The organism is Halomicrococcus pelagicus (assembly GCF_050954125.1).
Genome location: NZ_JBPBWC010000018.1, coordinates 33,893 through 50,983, shown reverse-complemented (window position 1 = coordinate 50,983; position 17,091 = coordinate 33,893). Strand labels below are relative to the sequence as shown.

At 57.3% G+C, this 17,091-nt stretch carries 11 protein-coding genes and 1 pseudogene; 3 read left to right on the top strand and 9 right to left on the bottom strand.

Annotation, left to right across the window (positions count from 1 at the left end):
- Window positions 1-51: 51 nt before the first annotated feature.
- The gene (locus tag ACRYA2_RS21795) at window positions 52-900 is read right to left on the bottom strand and encodes a VOC family protein (protein ID WP_433633029.1); all 849 of its coding nucleotides are present in this window, start codon (window positions 898-900) and stop codon (window positions 52-54) included.
- A gap of 10 nt (window positions 901-910) precedes the next feature.
- Window positions 911-1,338 (bottom strand): annotated as a pseudogene (locus tag ACRYA2_RS21790) (DoxX family protein).
- A gap of 307 nt (window positions 1,339-1,645) precedes the next feature.
- Here ACRYA2_RS21790 and ACRYA2_RS26685 point away from each other — a divergent pair.
- The gene (locus ACRYA2_RS26685; RefSeq protein ID WP_472850135.1) at window positions 1,646-2,008 is read left to right on the top strand and encodes a DUF8070 family membrane protein; all 363 of its coding nucleotides are present in this window, start codon (window positions 1,646-1,648) and stop codon (window positions 2,006-2,008) included.
- Window positions 2,009-2,844: 836 nt separating this feature from the next.
- Here ACRYA2_RS26685 and ACRYA2_RS21785 read toward each other — a convergent pair.
- From ACRYA2_RS21785 to ACRYA2_RS21775, 3 genes are read right to left on the bottom strand one after another with little or no spacing between them, the layout of a single operon-like run.
- On the bottom strand, window positions 2,845-4,350 hold the full coding sequence (locus tag ACRYA2_RS21785; RefSeq protein ID WP_433633027.1) for a primase-associated protein: 1,506 nt from the start codon (window positions 4,348-4,350) through the stop codon (window positions 2,845-2,847).
- Window positions 4,350-5,237 (bottom strand): bifunctional DNA primase/polymerase, encoded by an 888-nt coding sequence (locus tag ACRYA2_RS21780; RefSeq protein WP_433633025.1) that lies wholly within the window; start codon window positions 5,235-5,237, stop codon window positions 4,350-4,352. Before ACRYA2_RS21780 ends, ACRYA2_RS21785 begins: the two co-directional genes overlap by 1 nt.
- Complete coding sequence (locus ACRYA2_RS21775; protein ID WP_433633023.1) at window positions 5,234-9,109, bottom strand: ATP-binding protein; 3,876 nt, start codon at window positions 9,107-9,109, stop codon at window positions 5,234-5,236. Before ACRYA2_RS21775 ends, ACRYA2_RS21780 begins: the two co-directional genes overlap by 4 nt.
- 24 nt (window positions 9,110-9,133) lie before the next feature.
- On the opposite strand from ACRYA2_RS21775, the gene ACRYA2_RS21770 reads away from it, so the two are divergent.
- Window positions 9,134-9,379 (top strand): hypothetical protein, encoded by a 246-nt coding sequence (locus tag ACRYA2_RS21770; protein ID WP_433633021.1) that lies wholly within the window; start codon window positions 9,134-9,136, stop codon window positions 9,377-9,379.
- Window positions 9,380-9,446: 67 nt separating this feature from the next.
- On the opposite strand, the gene ACRYA2_RS21765 is transcribed toward ACRYA2_RS21770, so the two are convergent.
- From ACRYA2_RS21765 to ACRYA2_RS21755, 3 genes are all read right to left on the bottom strand, one after another.
- Window positions 9,447-11,684 (bottom strand): VirB4 family type IV secretion system protein, encoded by a 2,238-nt coding sequence (locus ACRYA2_RS21765; protein ID WP_433633019.1) that lies wholly within the window; start codon window positions 11,682-11,684, stop codon window positions 9,447-9,449.
- On the bottom strand, window positions 11,684-12,535 hold the full coding sequence (locus tag ACRYA2_RS21760) for a TraC-like domain-containing protein (protein WP_433633017.1): 852 nt from the start codon (window positions 12,533-12,535) through the stop codon (window positions 11,684-11,686). The genes ACRYA2_RS21765 and ACRYA2_RS21760 overlap by 1 nt, the downstream gene beginning before the upstream one ends.
- Before the next feature lie 210 nt (window positions 12,536-12,745).
- On the bottom strand, window positions 12,746-13,132 hold the full coding sequence (locus ACRYA2_RS21755) for a hypothetical protein (protein WP_433633015.1): 387 nt from the start codon (window positions 13,130-13,132) through the stop codon (window positions 12,746-12,748).
- Window positions 13,133-13,410: 278 nt separating this feature from the next.
- On the opposite strand from ACRYA2_RS21755, the gene ACRYA2_RS21750 reads away from it, so the two are divergent.
- Complete coding sequence (locus ACRYA2_RS21750; protein ID WP_433633013.1) at window positions 13,411-14,706, top strand: LVIVD repeat-containing protein; 1,296 nt, start codon at window positions 13,411-13,413, stop codon at window positions 14,704-14,706.
- 501 nt (window positions 14,707-15,207) lie between these two features.
- Here ACRYA2_RS21750 and ACRYA2_RS21745 read toward each other — a convergent pair.
- On the bottom strand, window positions 15,208-16,869 hold the full coding sequence (locus ACRYA2_RS21745; RefSeq protein WP_433633011.1) for an outer membrane protein assembly factor BamB family protein: 1,662 nt from the start codon (window positions 16,867-16,869) through the stop codon (window positions 15,208-15,210).
- Between the last annotated feature and the right edge of the window lie 222 nt (window positions 16,870-17,091).

The following is a 17,091-nucleotide window of genomic DNA, read 5'->3' as shown; positions in this document are numbered from 1 at the left end:
GCCCCTCCTACTACGACAATAATGCCGTCTCTATCTAGACTACAGGGCGGATTATTCGACCTGAATTCGGACTTCGATCTCGTCAGGACCGTGAACGATGAGACCGCCATCTGTCTCGGTCACTGGAATCGCGCTGCTTTCCAGTCGCGATTGAACATCGGTGAGCATAGCCTGATCCGGGACGACTACCTCGAACCACGACAGCCCACGCCCGCTCACTGGGCTCGTCCGATGATGCCACGTGTTCGCCCCGATGTGATGGTGATAGCCACCGGCGGACACGAATGACGCGGCGGGCACGGTCGTTTGCACCTCGAACCCGAGAGTGTCCACGTAGAAGTCCCTGAACGCGTCCAGCGACGAGACCTCGAGATGGATGTGTCCGATATCCGTTCCGGGAGGGGCCTGGGTGTTCCCTGTGGCCGCGGCTTCGATAGTATCGAGATCGAGCGGCTCCGTGCTGATCCGAACCCGGCCGTCGTCGCTGCGCGGCCACTCGTCGCGTGGGAAGTCGCGATAGATCTCGATGCCATTCCCTTCCGGATCCGTGAGGTACAGGGCTTCGCTCACCCAGTGGTCGGATGCACCGCCAAGTTGCCAGTGGTCCCGTATCCGAGCCAGCGCGTCACCGAGCGCCGCTCGCGAAGGCACTCTGAAGGCAGTGTGGTAGAGTCCGGCGCCTGACCGATGCCGTGTGGGTGCGTCTGCATCGCCCTCCAAGACGAGTAGCGGGGTGTCAGCAACACCGAGCACCGAACGGGTCTCGGATTCGTTGAGCACACTGAGGCCAACGACATCCCGATAGAACCCGGTCAGCTCGTCGAGGTCGTTGACGCGGAGTGCAGTTCGACCGATGCGTGTCCCCTGCGGGAGCGTGTCTGTATCCGATGGCGTGGTCATGGTGGACATCTTAGAGACCGATGTTGAGCGCGTACGGCCAGGCGGTTCCACTAACTGCAACCAGTACAAGCGCTGCGCCGAAGAGCCTGGCGTTCTTCAGGAAGTCCGTCATCTCGGACTGGCGCTGTTCGGGGTCGTCCACCGTCCAGAAGTCGTGCATGACTGGCGTCACGCCGAGGAAGAACAGCGCGATCGCTGCCGCACCGACGAGTGGGTAGACACCGAGTGCGATGGAAAGCCCGCCTGCGATGAGCATGAGGCCAGATGTGATGACGGCGAACCGGGGGCTGGGATACCTTTGGCCTTGGCTTAGCCGCTCATCCCGTCGAGGCCCGTGAAGTGATTGAGCCCCATGAATCCGAGTAAGACGCCGAAGACGAGTCGGCCCACCAGGAAGGCGAGACCGCCAAGACGATGCTGTCGCGGGCTCGGAGTCACTGAACGTCGACATGGAAGTACTCACTGACTGCACTCAGCTGACCGGAGCCCCTCGCACGCCAGGGGTCAATCCGAAAGATCGTGACTGCTGAGCGCCGTCACCCTTCGTCGGCGCGAACAACAGCGCTGTGGACACACTCCTCTATCTCAGGTCCATATGGAGACTGATACGGCTCTGTTATAACCCTCAGTCGATGACAGATCCGGCGTGCGAGATACAGAGGATAGGTTCAACACGCTTTATTCGAGATGGGATAGCACCCACTGGCGGCTCAAGTTACAACAACCCAAAAGTAATAGGAAGCAAATGATAAGTTCGTCTATGGACATTCGACCGATCACTCGAGGATTGGCGTTCTATACTATTATTGCGGGAGCTATCACGGTCGGCTGCGTATATTTCCTGACTTACTCGGGACTCTATACAGTCGTTGCCGCAGGTGTAGGTTTACTGTTAGTAATACTCGGAGGCGCAGCGAGCATCACGACGGGACCGACCTTCGTTGAGGGTGCAGACGAAGCAGCGATTAGCGGGACGATGACCGAGGAGAACCAATTCCATCCGTCCCCGGCGGACTTTGACACTCGTACGGTACTGCTTTTCTATGGGCTAGGACTGGTCCTCTGGTCAGTTCTTGTCCTCACCTTCTTTCGCTCGGGATTACAGTAAGAGACGGACACGACCGACCAGCTATTTTGTCACTGACAGACCGGAGCGAACAGTGACTGTTTGCTGAATACGCGCTTTCTATTGAGCATGAGTGCGATGACTTCCCCAGTCGCTGTCAGAAATACCGTGCTGGATACAGCGAGGGTACTGTCTCACCGACGGTCAACACACCGGCTACTTGACGGGGACGAATTAGCTCCCCTTCCGAATTTATACGCAGTCTGAAAACTGTCTCGCGCTGAATGGGGCACCTCAATTTACATCTATGCGATCCACATCTGTCTACGCATCCTCGACTCGTATCCTCCCCCTGTTTCCCTCCATCTCACTACTCGACTACGGCGCCCACTGTGTTATACGCAGCTGATAGTTTTCTAACTTCCGCCTGTACTCCAGCCCTCCCTGAATCCCCTCCTTGCAACACACCGGACTCACACTTCGTACCCCACCCTTCCTTTGGACGATTTCCGAGGTACGAATACCGATTTGACGGATGCAGAAGTGCAGATAGTAGCTGAGGGCTGGATTGAGACCGTTGAATCCAGCCTCAAGACTGAAATCGGAGGGGCAGAAGTACAAATACAGCCTTAGAGGGCCTCAAACACGGCAATACGGAGCTTAGTCGTGCTCTGAACGATAGTGTTACTAATCCAACCTGAGGCACTGTGACTTTATGTTACTAATCCAACCTCAGGATCGAGGAGCGGAAATCGCTAAGACGACGGATATGAGGACGTAGAGCAGTTATACCCAGCCTCAGATTCGACGAATCCACACTGCCTAGTGAGGTTCTTGGATTCATATACGATTCCTTATATAGCCAGGGAAATCTGCATTCAGTCGGTCGTCGATATAGATTGGTCATCGAGTTGCTCATACATCTCGTCAGGGAAGGGGAGACTACCATAGATCGAGTACGGGCACTGGTTGCGCCCGATGCAGTACCGCTGCATATCATCGTTCGCACAATTCATCGGAAGGGGGATCTCACCGCCAATGTCGTTGGTGAGTTCGTACCGGATCTGGTACTCAGTCACCTCCTCGTCGTACCAGGGCCACCGCGAAAACAGGTCTTTCACGTCACTAATGAATTCTACCATACTCGCGTCCCGGTACTGGGGAAGCCACCACGCCATCCGTACCAGATTGAAGAGGTCCTTTCGGACGGGTTTCTTCTCCTGGAGGCGGTCGTCCATCGCCGCCATACAGGGCAACTCGAACAAATCTTCGAGCTCGTCAATGTGAAGCGGTTGGGCACCGTCGCTGTATTCGGTGAGCGTGTACCGATTCAAGCGGGCGTTCTCGACGGTGACGCTCGCATGATCACGGTTCTGCGAGAGAACTGTGCCGAGACTTCGCGGTGAAGAGATAGACTCACACACCTGCTGTTCCCACGTTCGGTCCGGGTCGTACATGTCAACCGCCTTGTAGAGATCACGTGCAGTCTGCGTCTCACCGAGCTGGGCGATGTCATCGTCTGCGGTGGAGATAGCGTTGATGATCGTCAGCAGATCGCGCTTCTGCCGGCTCCAGTTCTCCCACACGCGGTGAGTCTGCCCGGCCTGGAAAAACCGGTCAATACGGTCGGTGATTGCGGATTCGTTCGCAGTGAGCCAGCTCCGCTGTTCTGGAGTTAGCGCCTCTTCTTGGACAGCGAGCAGGCGTCCAAAAGCGTCTTCGGCGTACTCGCGGTACTTTTCCATAAAATCCGAGACGGGAACGTACAGGTGGTTGTCTGCGACGTGGGCTTGAATCTCGCCCTGCTTCTCTTCGTCGCCATCTGCACGGGCCAGACATTTCCGTGAGGCGGCGACAAGCGGGATCTCGAGATAGTACCCCTCGCCGAGCTCGGGCTTTGTCGTGATGGCCGTACAGACACGGCCCGGATGGACGCCGTCCTCCTCGGGCTCTTTTGCGTAGAGGGTTTCGGCGATCTCTTGGTGGAGCGACCAGTCCTCGTACTCTCGGACGAGGGAGGCGATATTGTTGACGTAGAGTTCGCGAAGATCACCGAGGGGAGCGAGATGCCGGGGTGGCGTATCCGCGAGTTTCGGATGATCCATGATGCAGACCGCCCCGAGCGTCGTGAGAACTGCAAGCGCTCCCGGATCATCGGCATAGGGGCGTTCGGCGGCCTGCTTTCGTGTGCTCGGGGCGAACGCGTCGGTAGTGAACCGCTCGATGTCTGCGAGCATCTTCTCCGTCTGTTGCTCATCATCGACCGTCCACCGTTGATACCCACGCTCGAACAACTGTGTGAGCTGGAATTTCCCCTTGTCTCGTGGGAGTGCTGCGACTCGATACGCCGTGTACTCATCGTCTGTAGGCGTGTCTCGGCTCATTAGTCAAGGAAGTCGGGCGTCGCCTCGGTTCGGAAGTCGAATCCCGGATCGTCGATGGGCTGGACGACACGCGAGACGTCAGCATGTAGCGAGTACGGCAGCCGCATTACCCGGCGGCGGTCCGCAGTAACCACTGGATCAATAGGTATCTCATACTCATCGAGGAGCAGGTCGTTGATCACTTCGCGACTTTGCTCGTCGTAGCGGTGCTTGCGATCCGTATCGAGCAGGTAGACGTGACAGCCCTGCCCTGAGTAGACGACCATCGTCTCCTCGGCCGCGAAGTCGTCCTCGAAGATCTCCTGAACCGCAAATCCGTACGCAAGCGCTTGCTCGATATCCTCGAACGCGTAGGGATACCCCTTGGGTGGGCTATCGAGGATACCCGCGGCTCGAAGCTGTGCTGTTTCACCATCGTCGGTCTCACCAGTGGTTTCACTGGAAGCGCGGTGTGCCGCAATATCTTTCGCGTCGATATCGACCGCGAGTACCCAGGGTCGCTCCCAGTGATCGAGTGCATAGTAGACGGCGTCGGGGCGTGGCTCCGGACGGTCGAGTACATCTGGATCGGCGAGCGCGTAGTCGCTCCCCTGGGCTGGGTCGTAGCGTGCAGGGTGCTGAATGAATTTGATGAGGTCCTCCGTTGAATCGAACTGTTGGACCGTGCGATCACTGGAGTTACTGGTCTGCCAGGTATCGCGGCGGATGAACGTTCGATGGGGAGCGTTCTGCGTCCGGATCGGGTATGCTTCGCGGAAGGCGATAGCGTACTGCTTCGGTCCACTAGCTGTGATGAATGATGGGAGTGCGTCGAGTTGGTCCGGAAACGTCTCTGTGTAGTAGGTGTGGAGCTCCGCACGAGTTGCTTCTCGCCACTTCTCAGTCACGGCTCGTGATCAACCTCCGTTTTGAGACTCCGGAACGTGTTCAGAGCCGTCAACCCGGGGAGGTCGTAGTCGCTGATGGCTGCCCGAAGCGCGCTGACGGTCCGTCGCTGAGTTGCATTCAGCGAGATGTCGATTCGACCAGCGTCACTGAGCGCGTCGATCACGTCGAGGCTCAACTCTCGATCCTCGAACGCCCAGGCCGCCTTCGCGTCAACGCTCGCAAGCTTCTCATAGTCCGAAACCGCGGCATTGAGATTATGGCTCTTCGTTTCCACTTCGCCGACCCAGCAGAGGTCGTCCGTCGCGTCGAATCCCGCGACGTCAAAGACGGTTTCTGAGTCATACTCGAAGTATCGCTCAGTCGACTCGACGTCATCTTGCTGCTGAACAAGCCAAGCCTCGAGGAATGCAACGCCTGCTTTGTGTGGCGTTTTCTCGCCGAGATCTCCGACACCGGGACTGCAATTGAGCGTGCGATCGAGGAACGTTCGCCCGGCCGGTAGCACGGTGTAGTACTTCTGGCGGAACGAGCGGTGCTGTTCGAGGAACTCCTTGTCTTTGAGCGTCTCAATATCCAGATTGGAAAAGGACTTCTCGAAGTCGGTCATGCTCTCCAGGAGCGAATACTCCTCTAGCTGGTGGTTCATCGCATCCAGCACGAGACCGAGAAACGCCGCCTCGTCGCGTGTCACACCTTCGGCCCGGAGTGTGTCATCCGGGATGTCTGTCGTGGCCTCCCTGAAGCGAGGCGGGTCTGACGGCTCTGCGTGCTGGGTATGCTCCGACTCAGATAGTTCCGTTGACCCACCGTTGGGAGCGACGCCGGACTCATCGGCGGACGCATCGAGGGAGGCGAAGTCCTGAATCGTCACTTCGATGCCGTACTCCTCAGCATGCTCGGTGATGTTCCCGAGACGAGTGAAAAATTCACTAGAGGTTTCGGCTGTGTTCCGCGCTCGGCGAGCGGCGACGAAAACGTCGTCTTTCGACGTGAACTGGCAGCATGCACTGGCCTTTCGCTCCTCAGACGTGAGATATTCGGATCCGCAGAGGTCACAGACGTAGCCCTCTGCATCCGTGTCGTAACTCACGTGCCGGGGCAGGGACTCCTCACTCGATGATGCTGGTGTGTCTCCCGAGTCCGTTGTCTGGGCGTCTGAATCGTTGTTATGGTCCTCGTGTGTTGCTGTCGGTGCCTGTTCGGCAGACGCGGATTGTGTTCTTTCCTCGGGGTTCTGCAGGTCGTCCCCAGTAGCGCCGAACATGGGCGCGCTCCCGATATCCCGCTCCTCACTCGATGAAGTATTGGATGGAGGGTCGGCCGTCGCGGTCACTGTCTCGTCCTCCGTAGAGGCGTCTGTGTCGCCGCTGGCGCCATCCACGCCGAAGAAAGGGGAATCAGATGTGGTGCCGCCGTTGGCCGCTCCAGCGGCCGCTGTGCTCCCGCTCACCGTTGCAGGCTCGCCATCGGCGTCGTCGCCGACCTCGTCGAGCGTCTCCCGAACCTTCTTGCGGGCAAGTTGATTCGTCCGACCCGGCAAACTGCACTCGTCTTGCGTTCGCCGCATCACTCGGGGGATCTGCTGTTCCTCGAAGAGATACTGGTCGTCGCCTGAAAGCGGCGCCTCACTCTCTGGGTGGCCGTCGGGAATCGGTAGTGATGCAAGTGAGAACGGCGCCGGGCCCGTCTCCCCAAAGTGCGGACTCGGTAACTGGGCAATCCACTCACCGGCCGGGAGGCGACTCACACGGTTCCGGAACTCGGTCGTACTCAGATTCTCGTGGGCCATCGACTCGGCGAGCTTCGCGTCCGTCGCGATATTCCCGATGAGCTTCGTCTTGACGTTGTTCAGAATCTCCGTATACGCCCGGTCGGACATGCTGTACTGTGCGACCTGCTCGGGGTACTGCATAATGAGACCGAGACTCACGCCGAATGCCCGTCCCTGGGGGATGAACTGCTCGTAGACTAGCGAGGATGTCGCGACTGCGGCTGCCTCCTCGATGATCATATTCACGATCGTATCGTCGGCGTCACTCCCGTTCTGACGGCTACCTCCGGTCAACGACTCGCCGCCGCCACGACGGCCCTGCACGGCGTCCCAGAGATTGCTCAAGAGGATCATCGTCAGGGCGTGCTGTGATTCCGCCCTGAACTCACCGAGATCGAACAGGATGACGGCGTCGTCAGTGACGAACTCGCGGAAGTCGAAGGCGTTCCCGACGTATTCCTCGGCCTCCGTGTCCCACTCGGGGACGTGGGTGAACATCTGGTAGAGGTGTTCGTGTTCAACCAGCTTATCGAGGCGATTCGCCGCCGCGCCCATCGTCTGCTGGAACTGGCGGTCGTCGACCTGGCATTTCTGAACCAGCGACTGCTCGATATGCGAGTTCGCCTCACAGAGTTCAGGTAGTGTCTTCTCCCGGCTCATCCGGAAGACTGCCTGAATCAAATCCTCGAGACTGAACGCGTCCTGGCCGTACTCTCGGTCAAAGAGTGCCTTGATGAGGAAGGTGAGGATCTCATTGGCGACATACGCCTGCTCGTGGCGCTCCTCGCCCAAGATGAGCCGCATGATTTCGTGGAAATGCTCGACCTTGTCTTGGACGGCATCCTCACGAGAACGGCCCATTGCGAGTGCAGGGCGAATATCGAAAAACGAGACCGCCGGCAGCATCTCTGGCGCGTTGAAATAGTAGATGTCGTCTAGACTTCCGTTCTTGGCGTAGTGGGCGTGGAGATAGTTCTCGGCCATCCCGTCACCCTTTCCGTCAAGCAAGACGGTCGGGCCGTCAACGTGCTCGTGGAGTGAGAGCATCTCGGTCTGCACGGCTGTTGACTTCCCACTCCCGGTCGACGCAGCCCGAATGTAGCTTGTGGTCAGGAGGTCCGGTGGGACCCGAATCGGCTCGTCCACGAACTCGTTCCGGTTCCGAAGGGGCGTCCCTACCGTCATGCCGGCTCCAGAGAACGCATCGAGCAGATCCGGATCCGGCAGCGGCAGTGGCTGGCGGAGTCGTTCCTTCCCACGAGCGCCACGCGAGCCCTCAGTGGTCAGTGTCTGTGCGCTCGGCACCGCCACGAAGTTCGCAAGCTCATCTGCGTTCAGGATGAGCTGGGGTCGACGCTTCCCCATCGAGGACTGGTTGAACGAACGATTGACTAGTCGGTTTAGCTCTTTCTTGGCAGGGTCCCGAATGGTGGTCAGGCTTTTCGAGACGCGACTGCCGTCGAGATGATAGAAATAGCCATCGAGGTGGTTGAACGCATTTGCGAGGGTTTCGATATTGTTTGCTGCCTGTGCCCTCGTTGCGTCCTCCGGATCCTCAGGAAGGACGGCGACCGTCCGGACGTTCACGAGAAACGTCTGTGAAGGCCCTTTCTGGTCGATGAGTGCCTGTCTAGATGCGACCTCCCCACTGGCTGCACTCGACGTCTGTCGGGTACTCTCGCCGACATGAGGTGGGTCACGACCACGTCGCCTGTCCCGAATGCGTTCTTGGTCGGCCCCATGGAGCATATCCGCCAAACTGGTTCGTGCGGACTGGAGGGCACCGTCATGTTTGGTCTCGATCTGCTTTTTCCGGCCTTCGGCGGCTTTCTGCCAGTTGCTGTATCGCGTGAACAACACCTGCAATGCGGTGGGTGCTGTGGCCTCTGTCAGTCGTTCAACGGCCGCCGCAAGTGGTGCTCGCGCTGGATTTCCCGAACGAGTATCCTCCTCCTGGACGTGCGAGTACTGCTTGATCGGCGTCATCCAATCACGACTCCGCTCGCCGACGCCACTCCAGCGGGCAGCGAGCGGCGTCCGGTCGAAGAGTGAGACGTCGTCTCCATCGCCCATTGCCTTCTCGTCTCCCGCCACAGTCATGTCCGAGTCGGACTCGTCACCGCGATGACCGTGACTGGCGAGTTCGGCTCGGAGGCCAACAGTTTCCTCGTGGATCTCGTAGCTCGCTGGATAGGCAGTCTGCAACTCGGATTCGATCGTTGGGAGCAGCGCTTCATCGTCGACGCCGAGGTAGAACCGAACCGGAGCGCCGTCGCCCTGCGTGAGTACGAAGAACTCGAATGTGGGCGGACTCTTTCGCGGATCGTATTTGATTTTCCACCCTGTTCGAAGCTTCCGCAAACCAGCTAGGCGGGAGACAATATCTGACGGGTCGACGCGTTCCCGCGATGGCTTGATTCGTATATAGCGACGAGTTTCAATCATCGGCCTCTTGCGGCGCTGTCGGGACACCAACCTCCTCGAGCAGCGAGTCCGGGATGGCGTAGTCATCGACGCGGCCCTCCTCGGCAAGATACTCGACGTCACCGGCATCGATGTAGCGCTGGTCGACGAGATACTCCCACGGGTCTAAGTCGTCGTCCAACACGTGGATTTCGTAGTCGTTGACGTGGAGGGCAAGCGATTTCGTCCAGTCGTTGACGGCGAGTAGACACTCCGAGTAGCCGCCGTCCTCGCCGGTCTGGGCGGTCGCGATGAAGTTCTGTTCGGAGGGAGTGAGATCGTGGAAGTCGATCATGGCGTCGCTGACCGACTCGTGGTGGAAGATTTGCTTGATGTCGCAGAGGTTGTAGACGTTCCGCGCCTTCTCGACGGCCTCCTCGGATTTCTTATCGGATTTGGCGATGAATTCGTCGACTGTCTGTGAGATGAGCGTGATTGCCGTGTTGAAGTGGCGGCTATGCCGGATGAACAGGTCGATCATGTCCGTCGTCGCCGCCCGCCGCAGGAGGTAGTGCGCCTCGTCGATGGTAACCTGCGTACGGCGGTCGCTGCTCTGGGCGCGCTGGTAGATCCAGTCGAACATGACGTGCATGAACAGCGGCGCCTGGCCCGTATCGGCGAACATCGACATATCGATGACGACGAGGCAATTGTCGAGCTCGACGTTCGTGCGGCCGTTCAGATTGTCGTTCTCGCCGCCCTGTTGGAACGCTTCCAGCCCGAGGAGGAGCTGGTAGGCGTACTTCTCGTCGGCCTCCTTGAATCGCACCTCCAGCTGCTCGATCTCCGGCCGGACCCGCTCTTCATCTGCGTCCTCGTGCAGCTCGATGAATTCCGACGGCTCCTTTCCGTCGGTGAGTGCGTGCAGGATGTCGAGGACGTCCTGCATCGTCGGGCTCGTGTTCTCGTGGGTCGCCGGATCAGCCGTAATGCCGTATTTGAGATAGGCAAGGCGGACGGCGCGGCGAAGGATGCCCTCCTGTTCCTTGCTCAGTGACTGGTCGGCGACGGCCGAGAAGTGGGTGCGGAATAGCTCCATCACCGACCGGAACTTCTTCTTGAATGGGTCATCCGCGACGTCGTCGATGCCGCGTCGAATCTCCAGCGGGTTCACCGTGTTTTGGCCGCCGAACCGGATGACCTGCCCCCCAAGATCGTTTGCGAAGTCGACGAAGTCTCCGAGCGGATCGAGGACGAGCATCTCGATCTCGGGGTCCATCATCAGGCGATGGTACATCTCGTGCTTCTCGGCGAATGTCTTCCCTGACCCCATCTTTCCCGCAATCGCCTTCGAGTACGACGAGAGCTCGTAGCGGTCGAGCAGAACGGGCGTGTTCGTCCCGTCGAACCCGTAGAAGACACCCTCGGGATCGGCGACAGCCGGCTCGATGAACGGAAACATCGTCCCGACCGCGGTTTCTTGCATGAGCTGTGTCGCTTTGATCGGGTCGTTGCCCAGCGGGGCGAGAGCGTCCTGGGATTCGACCTGGCGCTTGTCGAGTGTGACTGCCTCGGCATTCGCGGCGCCGAGTGTTTCGACCACCCGCTCGGTGGCATCGTCGAGCTCCTGCTCGGTGTCGGCGATAATCTCGATGTAGATCGCGAAATCGAACAGCTTCGTCTTCCCAAGGATGATGTCCCAGATGAGGTCTTTCACCATGTCGCGGTCGGCTTCGACCTCGTGAGTATCAGTCTGGTTCTTCTGGTCTTTCTTGTGGAGACGCGCTCGGAGCTGTGTAAGGCGCTTCTGGAGTTTCCGGAGCACCGACCCTGTGTCGCGGGGTTCGATGTGCTGGGTGACGCGGACGTGGTCATTCGTCGTGTACAGGTCCTCAAGCCAGCCCAGGGGGACGCGCTCGGGATAGCCATGAATGGTGAGGGTACGGACGAACTGGTCGTTGCGGACCATGTACCCTGACTCGAAGAGATTCGACACTTCCTGCAGCTGTCGGGGCGCGATGACGTCCCGATCAGCGAACGACTGTTCCATCGTATCCTGCACCACGCCAAGTCGGAGTTCACCCTCGTCGACGTCCTCGACTTCAAGCAGACATTCGGCCTGCTCGCGGATGTTCTCCTTCGTGAGGTCGTCGCCGTTCGCTTCAAGGATCTTCGTAGCCCGATCGAACGTCTCGTCGTCGATGTTAGCGATACTCTGCTTGCTACTCCCGACGGGAAGTTTCGACCGGAGGCGGTCAAGGCGGTCACCCATCAGCCGTCACCCACCGTGTAGGTCGCATGAGAGAACTGTTTGAACTCGGGGTCGACGTGGTTGTAGTAGTGATAGAGGATCTCCATCGTCTCCTGGCGGTCGGTGACGCGCTCGATGGAGACGTCTGTCCGGCCGAGTTTGTTTGTGATACGGCGCTGGCGCTGCCGGACTTCCCGAATGCAGAGTTCCGTCCGGGCGTCCTCGTGGGAGTCGCCAAGTGGTGTCTGGTCGACGAGTCGCGAACAGACGGTCCCGATGACCGGCAGGGTGCTGAGCTGGCTTAACACGCTCCCCGTGTCGAGGTCCTTGTGGACGTGGTCGGCGTCGACGCGCGTGACGACGTAGAAGTCGCGCTGTTTGAGGTCCTCGTCCTCGATGTTCGTGGTGGCCCACTGGATGTAGAATTTCCGTCCGTACTGCAGGATGGGGGTCTGGCCGCGTGAAGCCATGCTCGCACCCGCCGTATAGAAGCGTTCAAGATGACCCGTGAGATCGAACGTTTTCGGATAACAGGGGACGGCAACGCTGAATTCGAGCGCCATGAGGAACGACATGTATGCGCTCATCGTCTCGTGTTTGGCTTCGTCACTAAGCGAGAGCCAGTTCTGGGGCTGGACTTTCAGGAGGCCGATGTAGCTGTCGTCATCGACGGCGATGCCGTCCTCACGGACGTAGTCGAACCCGAGTTTGTCTTGGGTAGTTGTGGATTCGCCAAGTCGGGTCTCAAGATTGAGGTGGTCGCGGGCCCGCGCTCGTTCACGAGCGGTCGGGAGATCGGTGTCGATATCGTCGAGAAAGTGATCGAGCGCGCGCAGGACGTCCAGGTCGGACTCGGGCGTCTCTTCAGGCATGCCGTTCTGGACAGGTCCAAGATGTACTCCCGCTGGTGGCTCTGTCTCTGTCGATGTCGAGTCATCGGCTGGCGAGCTTGCTACTGATTGTGCTGCACCGTCAGTGGATGGAGACTCCCCGTTCTCGACTTCCTTTGCGTTTGATTCCCCATCTGTGTCGGGTGCCGTCCCATCGGTCGCCTCGTCGGAGGATGCCGAGCCCATATGCGGTCACCTCGATTCGGTCTCCTGTTCGGCTTCGATCGTCTCGATGTCGAGACCGTCCTGCCGGACGCCGACGACGTCCTGGACGACGGGCGTCTCGTCGCCTGGTCGAGTACGACGATTGTAGTATGAGTTCGACGAGAGGTAGTACTCGGTGGCGGCACGGGCGTAGCTGATTGGTCGCTGGCCGGCAGGTGCGACGAGCAGGATGAGGATGCCGAGTGCAAGGCCGATGCCGCCGGCGATGAGAAAGAGCGTACCGGTGAAGCCGAGGCTCTGGGCGATGCCGAGGGCGAGGAATGGGAGGATGAGGACTTCGCCGGCTTCGCGGGCGGTGAGGCCGAAGACGAGCTTCGTGTTGATGATTCGGCCGGCCATGGGGAATGTTTCCATACACCACTCTTTTGCCCGGAATACTAGTTAATAGTTCCCCCTGTCGGTTGATTTTTGACTTTTATTCTGGATAAATAGGGTGTATTAACGATAGTTAGTTAATTCTGTTTCAGAAATGAATCAGCGGGCGAACCAGGAATCGCTGTTCCAGCTATTTTCTCAATCTATCTCTAATTCTATCGGGCTATTTATTTACGATAGCATGTGTGGTAGTTATACCCTCACATATATTTAGAAATGCTCATTGATTAGTAATACTATGTTAAATGTGGTCTGTAATGACCCAAAAGACACGACGAACGGTACTCAAACTATTGGGTGCCACAACGGCGGTCGGCGGCATCAGCACAGGGAGCGCTCAGAAAGGAAAAAAGAGGAAGGGACAGATCCAGAAATTCGGACATTCGTTGCTTTCTGATCCGCCGGGTAGTTACGCCGAAGTAGATGTTCGCAACGATGGACACTACGCCGTTCTCGGGAGTTACCTTGGCGAAGGCGGAAGCTTCCTCGTGGACATCCAGAACCCCACAAACCCGACGGAGGTCCACCGAATTCCCTCATCATCACACACACGAAATGCGGACGTTAAATTCGATACCCGGCCCGGACTGTATTACCGGTCGCAAGAACCAAACGACGAGCAAGGAGTTGGCGGCGTCGAAGTAATCGACTACGGATACGGTGATGCCACACCACAAAACCCAGCGGTGATCAGCCGGCTCGAGGCAGGCGAGACGCATAACCTCTTCAAACACCCGCACGCTGACATCGTCTATACGGTGAATGCTCATGGATCCCACGAGGATGAAGAGAACACTGGCTTCGACATCTTCGACGTGAGCGACCCGTGGAACCCACAAAAGCTCGGTGAAGCAGGGCCAGCAGGTGCACTCCACGACATCGTCATCGACCCGGATTCGAACTTTATGCATTGTGCATACATCGGTGGGGCGCTCGATGGCTACGTCATCATGGACGTTAGCAATCCCACAGAGCCGTCTGAAGTTGGGCGATTTGACTACGAAGGCCGGCCGGACTACAGCGAAAAACGGCTTGAAAACGGTGAACCCGGGTTTGAGAGCTGCCATTACGCTAACTACGACCCTGAACGCGGCCTTGCCGTCGTCGGCGACGAAATCGGTCAGGGCTGGCCCGGTGGCAAGCATATCTTCGATATCGGCTGGGGTGATGGATCGCCATCCGATCCCCAACACATCGGGTTCACCTACTCGCCAGATGCGGAATATCAGGGTGATGATCCGCTCGAAACCTACGATTGGACGACACACAATCACGACATCATCCCAAAGGGGAACAACACGCTGCTTATCGATGGGGGATATCACGAAGGCGCTGTCGTCTACGACATGAGCGATCCAACAGACCCCGTGCCAACCGACGAGTACGAAACCGATGATAAAGCTGATGAAGCGAACGGGGCTCCTTGGTTAGGATCTGCTCCAAATGCGTGGGGTGCAGACTACAATGCAGCACGCGATCTCGTTGTCGTGAGCGACATGACGACCGGTATCTACACACTCGAAGTCACGCCTACTGCCAGTAAAGAAATATAATATTCTACTTCACTTGTATTATTATAGCAATCAGATTTTAGGGATTAGCTATTTATAATTCGGCATACTCCACCATCTCAAGAGAGGGTGTGCAATGTTAGAACGTACCGCGATCTGTATCCTCCATTATCCAGGCGTCACAGCACCAGCGAACGCTCAGCGAACACTGTTGCAAGCATACAGCAGTACAACAAGTCCAGAGGACACACTAGTCACAGCACCCTCCTATATTAGCTGTGTTCTCAAAGGACATATATAATATTTTATAATTAAAATAATGCCGTAGTGCTCTTCCTACGGACCTTCCATTAATATCTTATATTTTTGCGTCTCAATTATTTTCTCAGCATTTCTTGGATAGAGATATCTACAGAGAAAGGCCTGTAGCGGCGGATATTCTGTAGTGACTCTTATTTCATATATTCCTAACGAGTTTAATTAAATTATAAAAGTCATAAATAAGTCCTTACTGTCGTAGATACTGCCGAGTTCGCCAGAGAGCTATTCAGGGGGTGAGAGCTCTATTGTCGTCGTATCTCTCTGGTCATGCCGGTCCGAAACTTGCAGTTGAATCGTCACCGAGCCAGTGTGAGGAAGCGCCACAAACACTGAACTGCCGAATCGATCGTATCGGCCATCGTCGTTGGTATCCCACTTGTAAGCAAGTTGTTGTCCTGTCGAATTAGACGCGTCAAGCGTGAGAGTGTCGCCGGCGGAAAGTTCTGCTGAATCGAGCGCTGGTACTGCATCGATGCTTGCCTGTAGTGCAGGACACTGGTCGCTATCGTCTGGTGGGTCCGTCGGGAGCCGACGGTTACTATCCGGCTGGCGGTTCGTCGAGCAGAGGGCGTAAAAATTGGAATAGTCGACATACCGGTAGTCGAGCGTCGATTCACCAGGGTAAGTAGCGACATATAACTTGTCATCAACGACGACCGGTGTGCCGGCAGCGGGCGGATTTTCAGGCGATGTTTCGAGACCATCATCATCAAGAAGGTATGTCCATTCTCGGCGGCCAGTCGAAACATCAAACGCATAGACGAGCGCTCGGGCAGCTTGCATAGTCGACTTTGGGACGTACCAACCACCGACATAGACCCTACCATCGGCAACTGTCGGATCACTCCTGAGTTCTCCATGCGTCGTTTGCGTCCACGCTACCGTCCCCGTGTTAGCATCAAGCGCTTTTACGATGGAACTGTCGTTGCTGGAGTCGAGAAGGAAGAGGTGGCCATCGGCAAGTGCCAGTCGTCCATCCCACCGGTTGGGGTCAACGACGTCGTGCCTCCACTCGAGTTGGCCAGTCGCCATCGACCGTGCTTCGACAACAACGTCGTCGTCCTCACCGTCGATATAGTCGGTTCGAATATAGTATACAAAGTCGTCGCCGGCCACGTTGTTGCCGATAATGGAATTGCCATCTACCTCCCACTCGACCGAGCCAGTATCAGCATCAAGCGCAGTGCCGTCACTGAAGAAAACCATCCCATCGGTATAACTCAATGCACCCTCGGCTCTTTCGGCAACTCCGCCGACGTCGTCCACCTGCCAAACAGGCTCTCCAGTCTCAGCGTCAACTGCAACTGCGCCGGATTTGGTTGCTGTGTACACAATCCCATTCGCAGTAACCGGTGTGGCACAGGTATGGCTGGAGACTTGCCATTCCGTTGTGCCAGTGTCGGCATCGATCGCATACATTCCTGCCTTTCCGGTGCTGGCAGTTTCAGCCTCCTCCGTAGCTACGTAGAGTGTCCCGTCCTCGAGTGATGGCGTCTTTGGAGCCGGAAGGTCCGATCGTTTCCACTGGCGGTCACCAGTCTGGCTGTCGTACGCGCCGACGTATCCTTCATGATTGCTGGGATCGTTCTCTGTCGTCGCCGCGAGATACACTGTTTCGTCGGCAACAAGCGGCTCGACATCATACATACTGCCCGCTAAGTCCATTTTCCAGTCAATCTCAGGGAATGGAGCTGGTCCCCGACCATGGGTCGTCCCTCGTCGACTCGGCCCTGACCGGACACCCCTCCAGACGTCAGGTTCAGCACTAGGGGTCGCATTCGTCTCGGCAGCAACGCGGGTCTTACTGCCGGTCACCGTGCCTAGCGTGACGCCGACTGTTTTGAGAAATGTCCGTCGTTTCTCGGAGTAGTCTCGATCACTCATGAATTGTAAGTCTTAAAATTATCCAATATTACTTCGTTATCCACCCCTTACTGAGATATTTCTACATCAGGCTGTGCATAACAATACTCCAGGATGTGTTTAGAAAAGCTATGTTCGGCAATAGAATAACAGAAACCGTAGTACAGAGTTCTATTAAAAAAGAAATAGAGCAAAACAACATCAGGGTCGAGCCAGAGAGCCGACGAGTACACCCAATCACGA

What these genes read in the sequence shown, in the direction of transcription:
- ACRYA2_RS21750 (WP_433633013.1), top strand. Translation starts at nt 13,411, where the DNA reads ATGACCCAAAAGACACGACGAACGGTACTCAAACTATTGGGTGCCACA.
- ACRYA2_RS21755 (WP_433633015.1), bottom strand. Translation starts at nt 13,132, where the DNA reads ATGGAAACATTCCCCATGGCCGGCCGAATCATCAACACGAAGCTCGTC.
- ACRYA2_RS21785 (WP_433633027.1), bottom strand. Translation starts at nt 4,350, where the DNA reads ATGAGCCGAGACACGCCTACAGACGATGAGTACACGGCGTATCGAGTC.
- ACRYA2_RS21760 (WP_433633017.1), bottom strand. Translation starts at nt 12,535, where the DNA reads ATGCCTGAAGAGACGCCCGAGTCCGACCTGGACGTCCTGCGCGCGCTC.
- ACRYA2_RS21775 (WP_433633023.1), bottom strand. Translation starts at nt 9,109, where the DNA reads ATGACTGTGGCGGGAGACGAGAAGGCAATGGGCGATGGAGACGACGTC.
- ACRYA2_RS26685 (WP_472850135.1), top strand. Translation starts at nt 1,646, where the DNA reads ATGATAAGTTCGTCTATGGACATTCGACCGATCACTCGAGGATTGGCG.
- ACRYA2_RS21795 (WP_433633029.1), bottom strand. Translation starts at nt 900, where the DNA reads ATGACCACGCCATCGGATACAGACACGCTCCCGCAGGGGACACGCATC.
- ACRYA2_RS21770 (WP_433633021.1), top strand. Translation starts at nt 9,134, where the DNA reads ATGACCGTGACTGGCGAGTTCGGCTCGGAGGCCAACAGTTTCCTCGTG.
- ACRYA2_RS21745 (WP_433633011.1), bottom strand. Translation starts at nt 16,869, where the DNA reads ATGAGTGATCGAGACTACTCCGAGAAACGACGGACATTTCTCAAAACA.
- ACRYA2_RS21765 (WP_433633019.1), bottom strand. Translation starts at nt 11,684, where the DNA reads ATGGGTGACCGCCTTGACCGCCTCCGGTCGAAACTTCCCGTCGGGAGT.